The organism is Pandoraea pneumonica, assembly GCF_049918595.1.
In the GTDB taxonomy this organism is placed as follows: Bacteria; Pseudomonadota; Gammaproteobacteria; order Burkholderiales; family Burkholderiaceae; genus Pandoraea; species Pandoraea pneumonica_A.
This window is the reverse complement of record NZ_JBNCRZ010000001.1, coordinates 599,470-619,265: the sequence shown is the minus strand read 5'-3', so window position 1 is coordinate 619,265 and position 19,796 is coordinate 599,470. Positions and strand designations below refer to the sequence as shown.

The following is a 19,796-nucleotide window of genomic DNA, read 5'->3' as shown; positions in this document are numbered from 1 at the left end:
CGCGAAGCTTAGAGCTTCTTCGCGCGGATCTGATTGATGATCGAATCGGCCGTCTTGAGCGCCGCGTCGAACGTCTGCTGCTCGGTCGTGGCCGGTTTGCCAGCCTTTTGCAGCGCGTCGCCCGAGGTGGCCGGCGAGACGAGGTACTTGCCCTGGATCGCGATCGTCGGCACGCCGTCGATCTTGTAGTCCTGCCACGTCTTGTTGGCCGTCTTCACGTTGGCTTGCGTCGAGAAGCCGTTATACGCGTCGAGGTACTTCTGCTTGTCGATGCCGAACTGCGCAAGGAAGTCCGCTTGCGTCTGGGCCGTCAGCAGGTAGTTGTGCTTCACGTGAATTTCGTTGAACACCTTCGGCGTGAGTTCGCCTTCTTTGCCCAGCGCGGTCAGCGCGTAGAACATGCGCGTGTGCGGCTCGAAACGGTCTTGGAAAGCGACCGGCACGCGCTTGAACACCACGTCCTTACCCTGTGCCTTCACCCACTTCTCGAGCGACGGCTCGAGCGCGTTGCAGTGCGGGCAGCCATACCAGAAGAATTCAGTGACTTCGATCTTGCCAGCGCCCGCCGAGAGGGGCTGCTGCGAAATCGTCAGATAGTCGGTCCCCGCGACCGGGGCTTCCGGCGAGGCAACCGCCGCACCCGAGAGGAACCCGAAAGAAATCAGAACGGCACCAAGAAGTTTTTTCATGATCGTTGTTTAGGAGTGAAGCAGACGCGCGAGCGCTAGTGTTGCCGCGCCTCTGCGAAACCATATCCCGGAATAAGGCACATTCGCCAGTGCGTATGACCGGGCAGCGTTCGCCGGGTTCAACGTACCGTCAGTGCCGATACTGCCGATTGCCCCCGCATGATGGGGCATTTCCCGAACGCTTGCCTTGCTGCCACAAGCGCGAGCCAAAGGCGTTGCACCAGGTGCAACGCCTTTTACGTTCACTGCTTGGTGAAACGGATCACTGCCGTGTCGTATCCGCCGTCTTGCAGGCGTTGACGCACGTGGTTCATTTCGTCGAGCTTGCCGTACGGGCCAAGACGCACGCGGAACAGCGTGAGTCCGTTCGCGTCGCGCTGCGTCACCTTCGCCTCGAAGCCCGAGAGGGCCAGCTTGGCGCGCAGTTGCTCGGCGTCGTTTTGGGACTTGAACGCGCCCACTTGCAGGTAATAACCCGTGCTGGCGTTATCTGTCGCGCTCGCCGGAGGCGTGGTCGGCGGGGCCACCGGCACCGTCGACTTGCCGTTCAGAATGTCCGAAGGCGAGGGCTTGGCCGGCGGGGTCGTCGGCGGGGTTGCAGGCGGCGTGGCCGGGGCCGTCGCTTCCGGCGTGACGGGCGTGCCCGGCACCAACGGCGACGTGACGGCCGGTTGCGACGCGGTGTCCGGCGTGACTGCCCCCGGGACAGCGCCCGGCAGCGGCGTGCGCGGCTGGAGCGACTTGTTCGGATCGGGCGGCTGGGCGGCCGGCGAGTTATCGGCGGGGCGCGGCGGCGTCTTTTCGACGAACGGGGTCGGCGTCTTCGTGATGTAGAGCGCGACGACGACAGCAACGGCCAGCCCAACGATCAGGCCGAGCACGATGCCCAGAAATGTGCCGCCCCGCTGGCGGGGCTGCCGACGTTTGTTTGCCATCGAGTCGATTCCGTCCTTACAGAGTTCCGTTACGTATTACGGTTCGGAAAGTGGGTGGAAGAGTTACATCTTGGCCGGTGCAGACACACCCAGCACAGCCAGACCGTTGCGCAGCACCTGACGCGTGGCCGCGAGCAACGCGAGACGCGCATGCTTGACGGTCTCGTCGTCGACCAGCACGCGATCGGCGTTGTAGAACGAGTGGAAGGCACCCGCGAGGTCGCGCAGATAGAACGCCACCGCGTGCGGTGCCAGTTCCTCGGCGGCACGCGTGAGCATGTCCGGATACTCGGCGAGCAATTGCAGCAGCGCGAGGGCCCGTTCGCTGTCCAGCGGCGAGAGGTCCACGTTCGCGAGTTGTGCTTCGTCACCGCCCCATTGCGTGAGGATCGAGCAGATACGTGCATGCGCGTACTGCACGTAGTACACCGGGTTCTCGTCGTTTTGCTTGAGGGCGAGATCGACGTCGAACACGAATTCGGTGTCGGCCTTGCGCGAGATCAGGAAGAAACGCACGGCGTCGCGGCCACGGCGCAGGGCGTCTTCACGCGCGGCGGGGTCGGTGACCGGCGTCTCGGCCGTGATGCCGCCCGACCATTCGATCAGGTCGCGCACGGTCACGTAGCTGCCTGCACGCTTGGAGATCTTCACCTCTTCGCCGTTGCGCATGACGGTGACCATCTTGTGCAGCACGTAGTCGGGGTAACCCTTCGGAATGCCGATACCCAGCGCTTGCAGACCGGCACGCACGCGAGCGATGGTGCCGTGGTGGTCCGAGCCCTGCACGTTGATGACCTGATGGAAGCCGCGATCCCACTTGCGCGTGTGATAGGCCACGTCCGGCACGAAGTACGTGAACGTGCCGTCGGACTTGCGCATCACGCGGTCCTTGTCGTCGCCGTAGTCGGTCGTGCGCAGCCAGAGCGCGCCGTCCTGTTCGTACGTCACACCGGCGTCGATGAGCGCCTGCACGGTGCGCACGACGCTGCCGTCGGCATACAGCGACGATTCGAGATAGTACTGATCGAAGATCACGCCGAACGTTTGCAGGTCGATGTCCTGCTCGCGGCGCAGATACGCCACGGCAAATGCGCGAATCGAGTCGATGTCTTCGACGTCGCCGCTGCCGGTCACCGGCTCGCCGTCTGAGGCTTGCACGGTCTTCTTGGCGAGGAAGTCTTGCGCGATATCGCCGATGTAGTCGCCGTTGTAGGCCGACTCGGGCCACTCGGCGTCACCCGGCTTGAAGCCGCGAGCACGCGCTTGCACCGACGTCGCCAGCGTTTGGATCTGCACGCCCGCGTCGTTGTAGTAGAACTCGCGGTGCACCGGGCGGCCTTGCGTGCCCAGCAGTGCCGAGATCGTGTCGCCCAGCGCAGCCTGACGGCCGTGGCCGACGTGCAGCGGGCCAGTCGGGTTGGCCGAGACGAACTCGACGAGCACCGGGGCCGCCTCGTTGCTGGCGGCGCGGCGGCCGAAAGCGGCGCCTTCGGTCAGGATGGCGGCGGCGACCGACTGCTTGGTGGCGTTGGCCAATCGCAAGTTGATGAAGCCCGGCCCGGCGATTTCCACGGCGTCGACCAGACCCTTGGCGCGGGCGTCGGCGAGGATCGCATCGGCGATCTTCTGCGCCAGCTCGCGCGGGTTGGCGCGCAGCGGCTTGGCGAGTTGCATCGCCACGTTACAGGCCAGATCGCCGTGAGCGGCGACTTTCGGGCGTTCGAGCAGGATCGTCGGCGCGGCCGGTGCGGTGCCGTCCGTCGGCATCAAGCCGGTGACGACGTCGCCGATCAGCGCGACGAGAGCATTCTTTTGTGCGGGTAGCATGGCGGGTGTTTCAGGTGCGTCCGGACGGCGTCCAGACAGGCAGTTGAATCGTTAGCAACGGATTTTAACAGGTGTATGATGATCTCACGGTGCCCGCGGCACCCCTCATTGCGTGACATGGTGGGGTAGCGGCGGTGGGGATAAGTCGAATAAGGAGGCAACCATGCTGGTAACGTTCAAGTCGAAAGCGTCACCCGATATCACCATGCTGGAAAATCTCGCGCAGTATTTGCTCGGCATCGTCGGTAAGAAAGTCGGCGAGCGCGGTGCGATCGGCGACGACGAAACGGGGGCGGCGATCGCCAAGTTGGAAGCGGCCATCGCAGAAGACAACGAATCTGCCAAGAAAGAGAGCGAAGGCAAGAAGTCCGACGAGCGGGACGACGACAATCGTCTGCGGCTCGCACAACGCGCCTACCCGCTGCTCGACATGCTGCGCGAATCGAACAAGCTCAATGTCGCGGTGATGTGGGACGTGTCGACACGCTGAGACATCTGGCTGCCCGATGAGGGCAGTCGAAAAAAAGCAGGCCACGAATCGTGAGCCTGCTTTTTTTATGCCCGGCGGTAAGGCGTCGCCCCCGGGCGAGGGGCAACGTGTTGCAGTGGCGACGCCTAACGGCCGGTCATCCGGGGCACCGCGAGCGCTTACTGGGCCTTGCCCGGTGCGTTATCCGGTGCGTTGGTGGCACCGTTGCCGGTGTTGCCGTTGTTCGGCGTCTTCTTGGTGCTATGACGCGGCTGCTGCGCATGCGAGTTCGGATGCGGGTTCGACGGCGTCATGGTTTGAGCACCCGGCGTCGGAGCCGCCGGCGAAGTCGGGTCCGCCTGGGTCGGCATCGGTGTCGTCGGTGCGGTCGTGCTGCCGCCACCCGGGCCCGCTGCGCCGCCGCCAGCGGCACCTTGGGCAAAGCTCAGTGCCGAAGCGCCGGCGAGGGTCAGGGCAGCAACCGAAATGATCAGCTTCTTCATCAGATGGACTCCTTTGCATTGCACTGCACCTCAAAGGAAAAACTGGTGCAGGCCTCACTTGCGTTAGTGAGATTCCAGTCTAAGAGTCCGCAAACTACGGTGCTGTAAGGCTTTGTAATCGATTGTAATTCGGCTTTTTCCCACGTGGAAACTGCGGCACGTGGGTGTCGCGTACGCGTGTGATGCTAAATCGTCAGTCGTCCGAACGACTCGACCAGAAGACTTGATTGACGCCCGGCAGTGTTTCGAGATGATCGGTCAGCGCATCGAGCTCACCGGCCTTCACCGCCGTGGGCAGCAGCAACGCTTCGATTTCGACTTCCGCTTCGCCGAACGGGTGGATGTCGAGCGCGCGCACCGGATAGTTCGACGCTTCGAGCCACGCTTCGACCTTATCGAGCACTTCACGCTGCGTCGTGCGCGCGCAGATGACGGACAGCGCGTAGGTCGCTTCGGACGTCGCCTCATTGATAGGCGCACGGTTGATGCGGTTCACGACAGGGCGCAGCAGCGTGTTGGCCGCCAGCACGAACGCGGCCACGATGACGGCTTCGAACAACATGCTCGCGCCTGCTGCCGCACCGACCGCAGCCGACCCCCAGAGCGTGGCAGCAGTGTTCAGGCCGCGCACGGAGGCACCGTCTTTCATGATCGCGCCCGCGCCGAGGAAGCCCACGCCCGACACGACGTACGAAATCACCCGCGTATCGCCCGGCATCAATCGCATCGATAAGTCGACGAAAGCGGCGGCACCCACGGCCACGAGCACGTTGGTGCGCAGGCCTGCCGTACGTTGGCGGACTTGCCGTTCCACACCGATGATGCAGCCGAGTACGAACGCCACGGCGAGCGAGAGCAGCGTGTTGAGCAGCGGGTAGAGCTGGAAATTCTGAATGTTTTGCAGTGCGTGCATGGGACGTCTCGAATTGACGGTCACGGTGCAAGCCCGGCGCCGCGCGAGGCGGGCGGGCCGTTGGGCGGCAACCTGATCGGGCGGGACACTACGCTCAAGTTGCGACAACGGCGTGACACGCAGGTCGAAGACCCGGGTCACGCCGCCGCGATTATGTCATGTGAATGCGACACGGCATAACGTTGCGCTATGCCGTGTCGCATCACGTCATGCCGACATGGCGTTAAGACAGTTGCGGTGCCAGCAGACGTCGCGCCGTCGCCTCGTCCACGCCCATGCGTTCCATGAAGTCTTCGACCTGATCGGGGCCGATCTTGCCCACGCTGAAGTACGTGCTGTCCGGATGCGACAGGTAGAAGCCCGACACGCTCGCTGCGGGCAACATGGCGAGCGACTCGGTCACGCTCATGTTGATTTCATGCGCTTGCAGGTAGTGGAACATCGGCCCCTTGACCGAGTGCTCCGGGCACGCCGGGTAGCCCGGCGCCGGGCGAATGCCCACGTACTCTTCCTTGATGAGCGCATCGTTGTCGAGCGTCTCGGCGCTGGCGTAGCCCCAGAAATCACGGCGCACGCGCGCGTGCATGCATTCGGCGAAGGCTTCCGCGAGGCGGTCGGCCAGTGCCTTGAGCATGATCGCGCTGTAGTCGTCGTGATCGGCGAGGAAGGTGGCTTCCTTGGCATCCACACCCAGCCCGGCCGTCACGGCGAATACGCCGATGTAATCGGCCACGCCGCTCGACTTCGGGGCGACGAAGTCGGCCAGCGAGCGGTTCGGGCGGCGCACGCCGTCCACCACCGGACGCTCGCTTTGCTGGCGCAAGTTGTGCCACGTGAAAGCGACTTCGGTGCGCGACTCGTCGGTGTAGATTTCGATGTCGTCGTCGTTCACCACGTTGGCGGGCAGCATCGCAATCACGCCGTTCGCGGTGATCCAGCGGCCCAGAATCAGGCGGTTGAGCATCGCCTTGCCGTCGGAGAACACGCGTCGTGCCGATTCTCCGACGATCTCGTCGTTGAGAATGGCCGGGTACGGGCCCGCGAGATCCCACGTTTGGAAGAACGGACCCCAGTCGATGTATTGCGCCAACTCGGCCAGATCGTAATTCTTGAATACGCGGCGGCCGATGAACTTCGGCTTGGGCGGCACATAGGTCGACCAATCGACCTTGTACTTGTTTTCGCGCGCGGTCGAGAGCGACACCATCGGCGTGGCCTTACGGCTGGCGTGCTGGGCGCGCACGCGCTCGTAGTCGGCCTTCACGTCTGCGAGGTACTTGGTCGCGGCGTCGTCCGAGAGCAGGTTCGACGCGACCGAGACCGAACGTGACGCGTCCGGCACATAGATCACCGGGCCGTCGTAGTGCGGCGCGATCTTCACCGCCGTGTGCACGCGCGAGGTCGTCGCGCCGCCGATGAGCAGCGGGATGTTGCGCAGGCGGAAGTACTCGTCGCGCTGCATTTCCGAGGCGACGTAAGCCATCTCTTCAAGGCTCGGCGTGATAAGGCCCGACAATCCGATGATGTCCGCGCCTTCTTCCTTCGCCTTGGCGAGGATTTCGGCGCACGGCACCATCACGCCCATATTCACGACTTCGAAGTTATTGCACTGGAGCACCACGGTCACGATGTTCTTGCCGATGTCGTGCACGTCGCCCTTGACCGTGGCGATCACGATCTTGCCCTTCGAGCGCACGTCTTCACCGGCGGCGGCCATGCGGGCCTTTTCCTCTTCGATGAACGGCACCAGATGCGCCACGGCCTGCTTCATCACGCGCGCGCTCTTGACCACCTGCGGCAGGAACATCTTGCCTGCGCCGAACAGGTCGCCGACGACGTTCATGCCGTCCATGAGCGGGCCTTCGATCACTTGAATCGGGCGCCCGCCTGCGGTTTCGATCTTCTGGCGAACTTCTTCGGTGTCTTCGACGATGAAGGTCGTGATGCCGTGCACCAACGCATGCGCGAGACGCGCTTCCACGGGCTGATTACGCCACTCGAGGTTTTCTTCGCGCTTTGCCGCGCCGCCCTTGAAGCGGTCGGCAATTTCCAGCAGACGCTCGGTGCTGTCGTCGCGGCGGTTGAGCACCACGTCTTCGACGCGCTCGCGCAATTCGGGATCGAGGTTTTCGTACACGCCGAGCTGACCGGCATTGACGATGCCCATGTCCATTCCGGCCTGAATCGCGTGATACAGGAACACGGTGTGGATCGCTTCGCGCACGAGGTCGTTACCGCGGAACGAGAACGACACGTTCGACACGCCGCCGCTGATCTTCGCGCCCGGCAGGTGTTCCTTGATCCAGCGCGTGGCGTTGATGAAGTCGACCGCGTAGTTGTTGTGCTCTTCGATGCCGGTGGCGACCGCGAAGATGTTCGGGTCGAAGATGATGTCTTCCGGCGGGAAGCCCACTTCATCGACCAGCACACGGTAGCTGCGCTCGCAGATTTCGGTCTTGCGTTTGTAGGTGTCGGCCTGGCCTTGCTCGTCGAAGGCCATCACGACAGCGGCCGCACCGTAACGGCGAATGCGCTTGGCGTGGTGCACGAAGGCTTCGTGGCCTTCCTTGAGCGAGATCGAGTTGACGATCGCCTTGCCCTGCACGCACTTCAGACCCGCTTCGATGACTTCCCACTTCGACGAGTCGATCATGATCGGCACGCGCGCGATATCCGGCTCGGACGCGATCAGATTCATGAAGCGCACCATGGCGGCCTTCGAATCGAGCATGGCTTCGTCCATGTTGATGTCGATGACCTGCGCGCCGTTCTCGACCTGCTGACGCGCGACTGCGAGCGCCTCGTCGAACTGGCCGTTCAGGATCATGCGTGCGAACGCTTTGGAGCCGGTCACGTTGGTCCGCTCGCCGACGTTCACGAAGAGCGTGCCTTCGCCGATGTTGAAGGGCTCGAGGCCGGACAGGCGCATCGGTGGCACGTTGTGCGTTTGGCTCATGCTGCTTGATCCTCATCATTACGGTACTGCGACGGCCAGCGGCGCGGCTTCACGTCGGCGAGCACCTTGGCAATCTCGGCGATGTGATCGGGCGTGGTGCCGCAGCAGCCACCGGCCAGATTCACGAGGCCGGCTTGTGCGAATTCTTTGAGCAGGCCCGAGGTCACGTCAGGCGTCTCGTCGAAGCCGGTATCGCTCATCGGGTTGGGCAGACCGGCATTCGGATACACCGACACGTAGGTGTTGCACAGCTTGGCCAGCTCGGCGATGTACGGGCGCATCAGCGTGGCACCCAGCGCGCAGTTCAGGCCGAACGTGAGCGGGCGGGCGTGGCGCAGCGAGTTCCAGAACGCTTCGACCGTCTGGCCCGACAGGATGCGGCCCGAGGCGTCGGTCACGGTGCCCGAAATCATGATCGGCAGCACTTCGCCGGTATCTTCGAACAACTCGTCGATGGCGAAGAGCGCGGCTTTGGCGTTGAGCGTGTCGAAGATCGTCTCGACCAGGAACAGGTCGACGCCGCCTTCCATCAGCGATTTGGCTTGCGCGTAGTACGCCTCGCGCAATTGGTCGAAGTCGACGTTGCGTGCGCCCGGATCGTTCACGTCAGGGCTGATGCTTGCCGTCTTGGGCGTCGGGCCGATCGCGCCTGCGGCAAAGCGCGGCTTGTCCTGCGTGCTGAAGGCGGCGCAAGCTTCCTTGGCCAGACGTGCCGACTCGCGGTTCATCTCGTCGGCCAGGGCTTCCATGTGATAGTCGCCCTGCGCGATGGTCGTCGCCCCGAACGTGTTCGTCTCGAGGATGTCGGCGCCAGCGGCCAGGTACTTGCGGTGAATCTCGCTGATGACTTCGGGGCGCGTGAGCGAGAGCAACTCGTTGTTGCCCTTCACGTCGTGCGCGAAGTCGGCAAATCGCTCGCCGCGATATTGCGCTTCGTCCAGTTTGTACTGCTGGATCATCGTCCCCATCGCGCCGTCGAGAATCAGAATGCGTGATTCGAGCAGCGCCGGCAGGGCCTGCCCACGGGTGTAGCGCGGCTGCGCGGGCCGGGTCGGCGCGGTGCCAACGCCCGCGGTGGCGGTGGTGGGGGAAGCGGTGGTCATGACGAGCGTCGCCTTGGAGTGGCCGGAAAACCTATAATTGTAATGGTTTTGGCGCGCCCCGCTCGGCCGGCGGCCGCGCCGGGCGGGCGCCGGATACCCCGCACCTACCCTTGCGGCGAATGACATCTCGTTAGCAAGACACGTTCAAAGATCGACCACTGACACCCAAGACATGGAATTCCTGCTCCCGAGTGCTGCCAACAAGTTTCTACAAGCCAACGCCAACGCGTTGTTCGTCGACTGCCGCAGCGAGATGGAATACCTGTTCGTCGGGCACCCGGCGGGGGCCATTCACGTGGCTTGGAACGACGGCCCGGACTGGGAGGTCAACCCGCACTTCGTGCAGAGCGTGCGCAAGCTGGCGGGCGCGGGCGGTGACCGGCCGGTGGTGCTGATCTGCCGCAGCGGCAACCGGAGCTCGGCCGCGGGTGAAGCGCTCGAAGCGGCAGGCTTCCTGAACGTCTATGGGGTGCTGCACGGCTTCGAGGGCGATTTGAATGCCACCCATCACCGCAACGCCGTGAACGGCTGGCGCTTCGATGGGCTGCCTTGGGAGCAGTGCTGAAGCGAGGCGGAATCTCCGGGAATCTTCGAAGGGGTAAGCCTGACACACTGGCAAGCTTTGCAGCCATGAAAAAACCCTCGCCGTGGCGAGGGTTTTTCGTGTGGCGGCACCGCGTACGGTGTTTGCGTCAGTGGAGCACAACCGGGTTCGTCATGAAGGTGTCGAACTGACCGAGGAATTCATCGACTTCGTCCTCGGACGGCTCGCTGGCAATCAACTTCTGCACTTCTTCACGGAATTGCCGGGCAAGCGAGCCGTCGAGAAAAATCTCACGGCCAGCGGTTTTGTCCACGATTTCATAGCCACCCGCAGACAGCGAGTGATTGCCGTTATCCGCGGCAAACTCGACGACACAGTAATTCGGGCTGTTGTAAATCATGAGCATGGCAACTCTCCTGGTGTTCCTGCATGGTCCTTGGTAACCCACATAGGGGCGACGCGGCGCGATTTCAAGAGGCATGACCCCATGATTCGCTTATCGGCACACCGGCTGACGAATTCAATGGTTTGGGTCCTCCTTATCGACAAGTTCCAGCAATTCAGGAAGGCCTGCTTTGTGCAGGTTCAAACGTTAGATGCGGCTCCCTGCAAAAACGTTGCAAGCGCATTAGTTACTAACTGTTTCTGCTCGACGATCGATAGGTGGGCCGCGTCGGGCACGATCTCCAGCCGCGCACCGGCAATGCCCTCGGCAATGCGGCGGGCGACGGCAGGCGGCGTACTCGGGTCGTTTTCGCCCACCAGCACCAGCGTCGGCAGCTCGATTTCCGAGAGGCGCGAGCGCACGTCGAAGGCGGCCAGCGCCTCGCACGACGCCGCAAAGCCTTCCGGATCGGTGTGAGCGACCCGGTGGCGAATGCGCTCGGTGAGCTCCGGCTCGTGCTTGCGGAATCGCTTGCCGAGCCAGCGCTCCATGGTGCCGTCGGCCAGCGCCTTCATGCCGCCGTGGCGGGCTTTGGCCGCACGTTCCCGGAAAGTTGCTGCGTCGGCGGCGTCGTAGCCGGACGTCGTATCGATCAACGTGAGGCTTTCGATGCGTTCGGGCGCGTCGAGCGCAAGCTGTTGCGCCACGGCACCCCCCATCGAAATGCCTACGAAGTGCGTACTTGGAATTTCCAGCGAGTTGAGCAGCGCGGCTGCGTCGGCGGCCAGTTGCCCGATGGTGTACGGGCCGTGCGGTACATCGCTTTGCCCGTGGCCACGGCTGTCGTAGCGCAGTATCCGGAAGTGAGCGGCCAAGGCCGGCACCAGGTCGTCCCAGACGGTGAGGTCTGCACCCAACGGATGCGCTAGCGTCAGCCACGGTCCGTGGCCGTCCACCGCGTAATGAATCGATACGCCGTTAGCACTTACTTTCATCGTGTTCGGCCCTTTATCGTCAATCCCGTGGGATGTTTCTGATTATGTCAGGAACAATGAACTTCTGCTCATCGAATCGTCGCAGTGGGGCAACAGCTTCCCTGCGAAGCCGCATCAATCCTAGATCACTCACTGATCTAAGCAATGTTGAGTCGCTAGTTTGGGACGATCCGTCCTGATTGGTGCGGGGGGAAGCCTAGGGCTGGGCCTTCTGCGTGAAGATCAATTCGAACTCGTTGCCTGACGGCTCGATTTGCTTCACCCGCACCGGCAGCCAGTCGAGCGACGGGGCGAGCCAGATGTCGACGCGCCGCTCGTCGCCGTTACGGCGCGGCAGTCGCGTGAAGTGGCGCGTTTCGAGATACCCCTGCGGCGTTTGCAGCGTTTCGCTACCGACGTATTGCACCGGCCAGACTTCGCTGCTGTCGGTATCCACTACGGTGAATTCGTGGGTGACGCCGACCTGCGTGTAGCGCTCGGGGTTGCCGCGTGCGTAGCCAGCGAGTTGCATCATCACGCTGAACCGATCCTGCGCCCCGGGCGCCAGCGGCACCGTTTGGCCCGAGCGCGAGAACGACAGCGTGGGCGTTGCGCCGTCGCGATGGAAGTCGGTGGTGTATTCGGCGCGGCGGCCGCGCTTTTCCACGTAGCGGGCCGGGGCGATGCCGTTGGCGTCGTAGCCGCCCTCGCTGATGAATTCGAATGTGCCGAAGAAGATGATCGGCACCGCCACCCGCAACTGATAGTGGCCGTTCTGATTGACCCATTGCAGTTCGCCGGTCTGATTGCGCACGCCGTTCATCAGCGCGTCGTAGGTGAGCGTGACCGAGGGGGGCGGGTCGAACTTGTCGCCGTTGGCGGCCGCCGCCGTCAGCGCCGGGCCGGGCGGCAGGGCTGCGGTGGCGCCGCTGGCCGGGGCACCCGGGGTGTCGCCTTCGCCTGCCGCGGTGGCCGAGGCTGCCAGCGGACCGGGTTCGTCGGTTGTCTGGGGGGCGGCGAGGGTGTCGGGGCTGGCGGGTGGCGCAATGGGCTTCGGACGTGGCTTGGCCACCGGCTTCGGCGCCGGTGGCGCAGGCGGCGCCGGCGGCACGACGGGCTTGAGCGGAATCAGCGTGATGGGGATGTCGTGAACTGGCGGCGTGTCATCGAGCGTCGTGCGGTGCACGGCCACCCACAGGGCGATGAGCACGTGTACGAGGAACACCGCCAGCACCACGCCTGCCCACATGAGCCAGCGCCGTCCGGACCGTGCGGGCGGCGTCGGACCGGCGGGCGCCCGGAAGGCGGGGTCGGCGGGTGCATCGGGCGCAGCTTGGCGAGGCGGGCGGTTGGCAGGCAATGGCACGTATCAGTGGGCCGGAACGTCAGGACGTCAGCATCTCATATTGCGTTGAATCTGGTTCGACCTGCGCATTCCCGCCCAGTTCGGGACGTTTACCGCGCGTTAGTGACTGGCGCGGCCGGGTGCCTCGGTGCCTGCGCCTGTCCAAGATCGGCCGACAATTGTTGCGCGAGCGTGCGCAGCGCGGTGTCGATCGGGCCGCCCCAACTGGCGTCGAAGCGGCTTTCGGGGCCCAGCGCCATCAAGCCCATCACCAGTTGTCCGGTCGCATCGAACACGGGCATGCAGAAGGCATTGACCGACGGCAGCACCGTGCCTTCGACGCGCGCGGCCCGGTGCTCGCGCACGTCGTCGAGCACGGCATCGTACTGCGCGCGTGTGGCAGGCAGATGATGGCGCGACGCGTGTTGCAGGGTGGCCAGTGCGGCGTCGATGAGCGGCGCGGTTTGGCGCGTCGGCAGATACGCTGCAAACAGACGTCCGGCAGCCGATTCGAGCATCGGCATGACGTCGCCCAGACGCAACGGCACGCGCATCGGGAACGTCGAGTCGAGCCAGTGCACGACGGTCGGGCCCGAATTGCCCCAGACGGCGATGCCCACGGTCTGGTCGATGGCATCGCGCAATTCACCGAGCGCAAAGCGGGCGGCCTTGAACGCGTCGATGCGTGCCAGATGGGCGAGCCCCATGCGCAGCGTGAACGGCCCAAGGTCGTAGCGGCCACTCACGGGGTCTTGCACGATGAGCCCAAGCCGCTGGAAGCTTACGAGATAGCGGTGCGCTTTCGCGGGGTTCATATCGGCGGCGTGAGCGAGATCGCGCAGCATCATCGCGTTCGATGCCTCGGTCAGTACCTCGATGAGCCGGAAGCCCACTTCGATCGACTGAATGCCTGAGCGAAGCTTCTCCTCTTCGGGGGCGGCGCTGGCGCTCGACTCGGTGTCGTCGGCGTCGACGATATCGAGCGCATCCTCGGCGCGCTCAGCGCTTGCCTTGCGAGTTGTGCGTTGATGGCTACGTGTGCCCGCAGTCTTACTTGTCATGTGTCTCTCGTCCTCGTCGCGGTGGCCGACCCTTGAAACAAGCGCGGCCACCGGTGCTGCCCGCGCTTTATTCGAAGGGCTGCGCGGGCGTTGCCCTCGGGTAGAATCGTTGGCTTCACGCGTCATTCTATCGGGCCTGAGACCGCCCGCAGACTCCATCACATGAAACTTGCTACCCGTAAGGACGGCACGCGCGACGGTCAACTGATCGTCGTGTCGCGCGATTTGACGAGCGCCTGCATTGCCGACGCCATCGCCCCCACGCTCCAACGTGTGCTCGACGACTGGACCTTCTACGCGCCGCAACTGCAAACGCTGTACACCGAGCTCAATCATCAACGCGCGCGCAACACCTTCAAGTTCGACCCCGAAGAGTGCATGGCACCGCTGCCGCGCGCGTACCAGTGGGCCGACGGCTCCGCGTACGTGAACCATGTGGAACTGGTGCGCAAGGCCCGTGGCGCGGAAATGCCCCCCGAGTTCTGGACCGACCCGCTCATGTATCAAGGCGGCAGCGACGACTTCATCGGACCGACCGACGACATCGTCTGCGCTTCCGAAGACTTCGGCATCGACTTCGAAGCGGAAGTCGCCGTGGTGACCACCGACGTGCTCATGGGCGCGAGCCCGGCCCGCGCTCTCGAAGGCGTGCGCCTGCTGATGCTGGTCAACGATGTGAGCCTGCGCAACCTGATTCCGGCGGAATTGGCGAAGGGGTTCGGCTTCTTCCAGAGCAAACCGGCGACGGCGTTCTCGCCAGTGGCGGTCACGCCCGACGAACTGGGCGACGCGTGGCGCGATGGCCGTGTGCATCGGCCTTTGACGGTGAAGTGGAACGACAAGAAATACGGCGCGCCCGAGTGCGGCGAAGACATGGTGTTCGACTTCGGCCAACTGGTGGCGCATGTGTGCAAGACGCGTAATGCACGCGCAGGCACCATCGTCGGTTCGGGCACGATCTCGAACAAGGATCGCAGCCGTGGCAGCGCCTGCATTGCCGAGAAGCGCATGCTCGAGACCATCGAAAAGGGTTCGCCCGAGACGCAATTCATGCGCTACGGCGACCGGGTGCGCATCGAGATGTTCGACGCGCAGGGCAAGTCGATTTTCGGGGCAATCGATCAGGCGGTTTCGCCGTTGGACGAGTAAATCCGGCCATGTGCCGCACGGCGAAAGTTACCGGCATAGGGTGAACCCGGATATGGCGGGCAATTCTGGCTCCGCTATTCTTTGTCTCCTTGAGTCGGTTCGTACCCCTACCGGGATCGCGGGCCGTCCCGAACTTTCGCCGGCGCGGCGCGAGGTGTCCGTCCCGGGCCTTCGCGCACGAAAAGAACCAGCGCGGGCCAGACCAGATCAGGATTGGACAGGAGACTTTCATGCGAAACCCCGTGCGCACCGCACTGCTGGGCGCGATGTTGCTGGCGTTGGCCGGTGGTGCCGCCGCTCAGGTGAAGATCGGCGTGAGCATTTCGCTCACCGGCCCGGCCGCCTCGTTGGGCATTCCCGCGCGCAACACCATCACCATGCTGCCGACCGAGATCGGCGGTCAGAAGGTCGACTACATCATTCTGGACGACGCCTCGGACACCACGACCGCCGTTCAGAACACCAAGAAGCTCATCTCCGAGAACCACGTCGACGCCATCATCGGCTCGTCGATCACGCCGAACACGCTGGCCATGCTCGACGTGATCGCCAGCGGCACCACGCCGACGATCTCGCTCGCCTCCTCCGCACGCATCATCGAGCCGGTCGACGCCAAGCGTTACTGGATGTTCAAGACGCCGCAAACCGACGCGCAAATGGCCTCGGCGATTGCCGAGCATGCGAGCCGTCATGGCGTGAAGACGATGGCGTTCATCGGTCAGGGCGACGCGCTGGGCGAAGCGTTTTATGACGAAGTGGCCAAGTTCGCGGCGCTGCAAAAGATCAAGATGGTCGCCAACGAGCGCTTTGCGCGCACCGACCCGAGCGTGACCGGCCAGATTCTGAAGATCATGGCGACCAACCCGGATGCGGTGGTCGTGGGCGCAGCAGGCACGCCGGCGGCGCTCCCGCCGAAGGCACTGGCCGAGCGCGGCTATAAGGGCCTCGTGTATCACAACCACGGCGTGGGCAATAACGACTTCCTGCGCGTGTGCGGCAAGGACTGCAACAACACGTACCTGCCGGCAAGCCCCGTGCTGGTCGCTTCGCAACTTCCGGCCGATCATCCGGCCAAGGCGGTCGCGCTCGACTACATCAAGAAGTACGAGGCGAAGTACGGTGCGGGCACTGTCGCAGCGTTCGGTTCCTACGCATGGGACGCCGGCATCCTGCTGCAACGTGCGATTCCGATCGCCGCGCAGAAGGCCAAGCCGGGTACGCCTGAATTCCGCAAGGCACTGCGCGATGCGCTCGAACAGAGCAAGGAAGTGCACGTGACGAACGGCGTGATCAACATGAGCACGACCGATCACCTGGGGCTCGATCAGCGCGCCCGCGTGATGGTCAAGATCGAAAACGGCAAGTGGCTGTTGGCACAGTAAGCCGCGGCCCGGCGTGAGCCGGGATGAATGAATTGATGACCGTCGGCGGTGCCGGGTTCGCCCGATGCCGTCGTTTTTCCAATCCCCGCATCTGCGGGGATGTTTTTTTGGAGCGGTAGACCATGTCGCAAGATCCGTATCAACACTACACGTCGCTTCAGTTCAAGCGGCATCCGAATGGCGTGCTCGAAGTCATCATGGGCGCGGGGGCGAACAAGAGCGGCTTGTCGACGGCCGACCATCACATGCACCGTGAATTGGCCGACGTGTGGCGCGATATCGACCGCGACCCCGAGACGCGCGCGGTAGTAATTCGCGGCGAAGGCAAGGGCTTTTCCGGCGGTGGCGATTTGTCGCTCGTCGAAGACATGGCCGATAACTTCGACGTGCGTGCGCGTGTGTGGCGCGAAGCGCGCGACCTTGTCTACAACGTGATCAATTGCAGCAAGCCGATCGTCTCGGCGATGCACGGCCCGGCAGTGGGCGCGGGGTTGGTTGCAGGGCTGCTGGCCGACATTTCGATTGCTGCGAAGAACGCGCGCATTATCGACGGCCATACGCGTTTGGGCGTGGCGGCGGGCGACCACGCGGCGATCGTCTGGCCGTTGCTGTGTGGCATGGCGAAGGCGAAGTATTACTTGCTGCTGTGCGAGCCGGTGTCGGGCGAAGAGGCCGAGCGTATCGGTCTCGTGTCATTGACGGTGGACGAAGCCGACTTGCTGCCGAAGGCGTTCGAAGTGGCCGACAAACTCGCGCGGGGATCGACGACGGCGATTCGCTGGACCAAGTACGCGCTCAATAACTGGCTGCGCAGCGCGGGGCCGTCGTTCGATGCGTCGCTGGCGCTGGAATTCATGGGATTTGCCGGGCCTGACGTGCGCGAAGGTATCGCCTCGCTGCGTGAGCGTCGCGCGCCCGATTACAGCGGCGATGCGCCGTTCTGAAGGCGATGCGTGGGCCGAGCTGGCCTGACACACGATTCACGTAGGCTCGGCGTATGATCCATAAACAACGCCGACCGTGACCGGAGACCAAGATGAGCGATTCGACGAGTGCCATGCCCAACGGCTTCGACATTCTCAAGAAGATGTGGGAGGCGTTCAGCCCGCCCGCGACCTTTACGTCTCCGCTGACGCAGCTGATGCAGAGCGCCGCGCCGCTGCTCGATCCGAACGAGATCGAGAACCGGATTGCCGAGATGCGCGCGGTCGAGCAATGGCTGACGCTCAACCTGAATGTGCTGCGCTCGACGATTCAGGCCTTTGAAGTGCAGCGCGCCACGTACGCCACGCTGCGCGCGTTTGGCAGCGGTGGTTTTGGTGCTGCCGCGTCGGGTGAGCCGGCCGGGTTCGGGCAGGCCGCGGCGGGGGCAGATCCGTCCGCGTCGCCGTTCTCTCCGCAGTTCGCGCAATTCGCTCAGGCGGGTAGCAACTTCTGGCGTTCCCCGTTTGCTGCATCGGAACCGGCGCAAGACGTCGAGTCGCAGGCGCGTGCGCCGGAACCTGAGCCGGAACCGGAACCTGAACCGCAAGCGAGCGACGCGCCGGACGCTGCGTCGGGCGAGCAAACCGCAGCCGGTACCGAATCGCCTTTCGCACAAGCGAGCAATGCCTACGGCGCGCTCGATCCGTCGATGTGGTTCAACGCCATGCGCGCGCAATTCGATCAAATTGCGGCGGCAGCACAAGCCGCAGGCGTGTCGGCAACGCACATGACCGAAGCCGCCGCGGCGCAGATGTCGGAAGCGGCAGCGAGCGCCACGAAGGCGACGCAAGCTGCCACCGAAGCGGCGATGGCGGCGGCGGGCAAGCGTGGAGCGACGGCAGCGAAGTCGACCGGCAAGACGGCGGCGAGCAAGACGGCTGCTGGAAAGTCCGCCGCAAGCAAGACAGCAACGGGCAAGGCGTCGAAGTCGACGGCTTCGTCGAGCAGCAAGACAACGGCCGCTAAGTCACCGGCGAAGGGGCCCGCGAAAGCCCCGGCGAAATCGGCGGCAGTATCGCAGAAGTCGGCCAAGTCGGCGAAAGCCAGCGCGACACCGGGCAAGGCTCCCCCGGCGGTGAAGTCCGCCGACGCGACGACTTCCGCCAATAGCGCGGTCAAGGCACCGGCCAAGCGCGGCGGCAAGACGACGCCGTGGGCTTGGTAAGGATCGAGTAGGGGCAGCGTAGGACGCAACAGCATCGCGCAGCGGCCGTTCGTCTCGTAGCGTCACAGAGGCAACGGCCGCGCGGGATAACAACAACAGGGAGGCACCCCATGATTTCAGGCGAACGTACCGGACTCGTCTTGATGGGGGGCGGCGCGCGTGCCGCCTACCAAGTGGGTGTCCTCGCGGCGATTGCCGCCATTCAGCGCGAAGTGTTGCCCTCACGGCGCGCGATTCCATTTCCGATCGTCTGCGGCACTTCGGCAGGTGCGATCAATGCGGCGGCGCTCGCCTCGCATGCCGACGATTTCCAGCACGGCGTGATGAAGCTCGATGCCGTTTGGCGTCAATTCCATGCCGGGCAGGTTTTCCGTGCGGATTCGCTGGGCATGGCGGGCACGGGGGCGCGCTGGCTGGCCGCCATCTCGCTCGGCTGGGCACTGCGTCGCTCGCCGCGCTCGCTGTTCGACTGGTCGCCGCTCGCGGAGATGTTGCGCAACGCCATTCGGCTTGAGCGCTTGCCGGAGGTGTTTGCCTCGGGCGCGTTGTCGGCCTTGTCGGTGACGGCGCTGTCGTATTCCTCGGGCAAACACGTCACGTTCTACCAAAGCGGCGAGCCGATCCAGCCGTGGAAGCGCTCGCTGCGGCTCGCCCGCGCCGTGCCGCTCACCGTCGAACATCTGCTGGCATCGAGCGCGATTCCGTTTCTCTTTCCCGCCATCGAACTCGATCTCGACGGTCAGCCCGAGTATTTCGGGGATGGTTCGATGCGTCAGATCGCACCGCTTAGCCCGCCGATTCATCTCGGGGCGACGCGTATCTTGATCATCGGGGCGGCGCACGGCCAGTATGGGCTGGATAGCAGCGGCGAGCGCATCGCCGGGTATCCGAGTCTCGCGCAGATTGGCGGTCAGGCGCTCGCCAGCGTGTTCATCGACGGGTTGTCGGCCGACCTTGAGCGTCTGCAACACATCAACAACGTGCTGCGGCACGTGCCCGCCGCGCAGCGTGAATCGAGTGGATGGCGGCCGATTGAGACGCTGGTAATTTCACCGAGTCAGCGCCTTGAGCCGATTGCCGCGCGGCATCTGCAACAATTGCCGCGTGCGGTGCGCACGATGCTGGGGGCGATCGGCGCGGACGAGGCGCGTGGTGCCGCGTTCGCGAGTTACCTTTTGTTCGAGTCGTCGTACACGCAGGAGCTGATCGCGTTGGGCGAAGCGGATGCGTATGCGCAACGCGACGCCATCGCGGCGTGGCTGGTGGCCGAAGCCGATGGCACGAGCTCGCTCGACAGCGTGGAGGCGGGGGCTGTGGGCAGTGTCGATATGCCTGCCAACTCGCCGATGTCGTCGACCCCGGCCGACGCCGATGAATCTGCCGTTGGCGGCGACGCTGCGTGAATGTCTGAC

The 19,796-nt window shown here is 64.1% G+C and carries 18 protein-coding genes; 7 read left to right on the top strand and 11 right to left on the bottom strand.

Annotation, left to right across the window (positions count from 1 at the left end; genetic code table 11):
- Nucleotides 1–8: 8 nt before the first annotated feature.
- The 3 genes from ACPWR9_RS02915 to argS form a co-directional block, all read right to left on the bottom strand.
- A complete protein-coding gene (locus tag ACPWR9_RS02915) occupies nucleotides 9–689 on the bottom strand; it encodes a thiol:disulfide interchange protein DsbA/DsbL (protein WP_426296550.1) in 681 nt (226 codons plus the stop codon).
- A 242-nt stretch (nucleotides 690–931) separates the two neighbouring features.
- Complete coding sequence (locus tag ACPWR9_RS02910) at nucleotides 932–1,624, bottom strand: SPOR domain-containing protein (protein ID WP_426296551.1); 693 nt, start codon at nucleotides 1,622–1,624, stop codon at nucleotides 932–934.
- A 63-nt stretch (nucleotides 1,625–1,687) separates the two neighbouring features.
- Nucleotides 1,688–3,451, bottom strand: a complete 1,764-nt coding sequence (argS, locus tag ACPWR9_RS02905) for an arginine--tRNA ligase (protein ID WP_426296552.1) — start codon at nucleotides 3,449–3,451, stop codon at nucleotides 1,688–1,690.
- Between the two features lie 163 nt (nucleotides 3,452–3,614).
- Between argS and ACPWR9_RS02900 the strand changes: the two genes are divergently transcribed.
- On the top strand, nucleotides 3,615–3,941 hold the full coding sequence (locus ACPWR9_RS02900; protein WP_426296553.1) for a DUF1840 domain-containing protein: 327 nt from the start codon (nucleotides 3,615–3,617) through the stop codon (nucleotides 3,939–3,941).
- Between the two features lie 158 nt (nucleotides 3,942–4,099).
- Here the strand turns inward: ACPWR9_RS02900 and ACPWR9_RS02895 are convergent, their stop codons facing one another.
- From ACPWR9_RS02895 to ACPWR9_RS02880, 4 genes are all read right to left on the bottom strand, one after another.
- Nucleotides 4,100–4,423, bottom strand: coding sequence for a hypothetical protein (locus ACPWR9_RS02895; RefSeq protein ID WP_426296554.1), 324 nt, complete (start codon nucleotides 4,421–4,423; stop codon nucleotides 4,100–4,102).
- A gap of 193 nt (nucleotides 4,424–4,616) precedes the next feature.
- A complete protein-coding gene (locus ACPWR9_RS02890) occupies nucleotides 4,617–5,327 on the bottom strand; it encodes an MgtC/SapB family protein (RefSeq protein WP_150680399.1) in 711 nt (236 codons plus the stop codon).
- A gap of 232 nt (nucleotides 5,328–5,559) precedes the next feature.
- Nucleotides 5,560–8,265, bottom strand: a complete 2,706-nt coding sequence (gene metH / locus ACPWR9_RS02885) for a methionine synthase (protein WP_426296642.1) — start codon at nucleotides 8,263–8,265, stop codon at nucleotides 5,560–5,562.
- 23 nt (nucleotides 8,266–8,288) lie between these two features.
- Nucleotides 8,289–9,395, bottom strand: a complete 1,107-nt coding sequence (locus tag ACPWR9_RS02880) for a homocysteine S-methyltransferase family protein (protein WP_426296555.1) — start codon at nucleotides 9,393–9,395, stop codon at nucleotides 8,289–8,291.
- A gap of 172 nt (nucleotides 9,396–9,567) precedes the next feature.
- Between ACPWR9_RS02880 and ACPWR9_RS02875 the strand changes: the two genes are divergently transcribed.
- Nucleotides 9,568–9,960: a rhodanese-like domain-containing protein gene (locus ACPWR9_RS02875; protein WP_426296556.1), complete on the top strand. Its 393-nt coding sequence runs from the start codon at nucleotides 9,568–9,570 to the stop codon at nucleotides 9,958–9,960.
- 127 nt (nucleotides 9,961–10,087) lie between these two features.
- Here ACPWR9_RS02875 and ACPWR9_RS02870 read toward each other — a convergent pair whose 3' ends face one another.
- The 4 genes from ACPWR9_RS02870 to ACPWR9_RS02855 all read right to left on the bottom strand — a co-directional run bounded on the left by ACPWR9_RS02870 (nucleotide 10,088) and on the right by ACPWR9_RS02855 (nucleotide 13,704).
- Nucleotides 10,088–10,345 (bottom strand): BTH_I0359 family protein, encoded by a 258-nt coding sequence (locus tag ACPWR9_RS02870; RefSeq protein ID WP_150679837.1) that lies wholly within the window; start codon nucleotides 10,343–10,345, stop codon nucleotides 10,088–10,090.
- A 179-nt stretch (nucleotides 10,346–10,524) separates the two neighbouring features.
- Nucleotides 10,525–11,319 (bottom strand): 3-oxoadipate enol-lactonase, encoded by a 795-nt coding sequence (gene pcaD, locus ACPWR9_RS02865; protein ID WP_426296557.1) that lies wholly within the window; start codon nucleotides 11,317–11,319, stop codon nucleotides 10,525–10,527.
- A gap of 196 nt (nucleotides 11,320–11,515) precedes the next feature.
- Entirely contained in the window at nucleotides 11,516–12,547 is a 1,032-nt protein-coding gene (locus ACPWR9_RS02860; RefSeq protein WP_426296558.1) for a DUF3108 domain-containing protein, read from the bottom strand.
- A 206-nt stretch (nucleotides 12,548–12,753) separates the two neighbouring features.
- Nucleotides 12,754–13,704, bottom strand: coding sequence for an IclR family transcriptional regulator (locus tag ACPWR9_RS02855; protein WP_426296559.1), 951 nt, complete (start codon nucleotides 13,702–13,704; stop codon nucleotides 12,754–12,756).
- Nucleotides 13,705–13,866: 162 nt separating this feature from the next.
- On the opposite strand from ACPWR9_RS02855, the gene ACPWR9_RS02850 reads away from it, so the two are divergent.
- The 5 genes from ACPWR9_RS02850 (at nucleotide 13,867) to ACPWR9_RS02830 (ending at nucleotide 19,787) form a co-directional block, all read left to right on the top strand.
- Entirely contained in the window at nucleotides 13,867–14,853 is a 987-nt protein-coding gene (locus ACPWR9_RS02850; RefSeq protein ID WP_426296560.1) for a fumarylacetoacetate hydrolase family protein, read from the top strand.
- Nucleotides 14,854–15,083: 230 nt separating this feature from the next.
- Entirely contained in the window at nucleotides 15,084–16,235 is a 1,152-nt protein-coding gene (locus ACPWR9_RS02845) for an ABC transporter substrate-binding protein (RefSeq protein ID WP_426296561.1), read from the top strand.
- Nucleotides 16,236–16,357: 122 nt separating this feature from the next.
- Nucleotides 16,358–17,179, top strand: a complete 822-nt coding sequence (locus tag ACPWR9_RS02840) for an enoyl-CoA hydratase/isomerase family protein (RefSeq protein WP_426296562.1) — start codon at nucleotides 16,358–16,360, stop codon at nucleotides 17,177–17,179.
- Between the two features lie 92 nt (nucleotides 17,180–17,271).
- On the top strand, nucleotides 17,272–18,384 hold the full coding sequence (locus tag ACPWR9_RS02835; protein WP_426296563.1) for a PhaM family polyhydroxyalkanoate granule multifunctional regulatory protein: 1,113 nt from the start codon (nucleotides 17,272–17,274) through the stop codon (nucleotides 18,382–18,384).
- A gap of 110 nt (nucleotides 18,385–18,494) precedes the next feature.
- The gene (locus ACPWR9_RS02830) at nucleotides 18,495–19,787 is read left to right on the top strand and encodes a patatin-like phospholipase family protein (protein ID WP_426296564.1); all 1,293 of its coding nucleotides are present in this window, start codon (nucleotides 18,495–18,497) and stop codon (nucleotides 19,785–19,787) included.
- Nucleotides 19,788–19,796 lie beyond the last annotated feature (9 nt).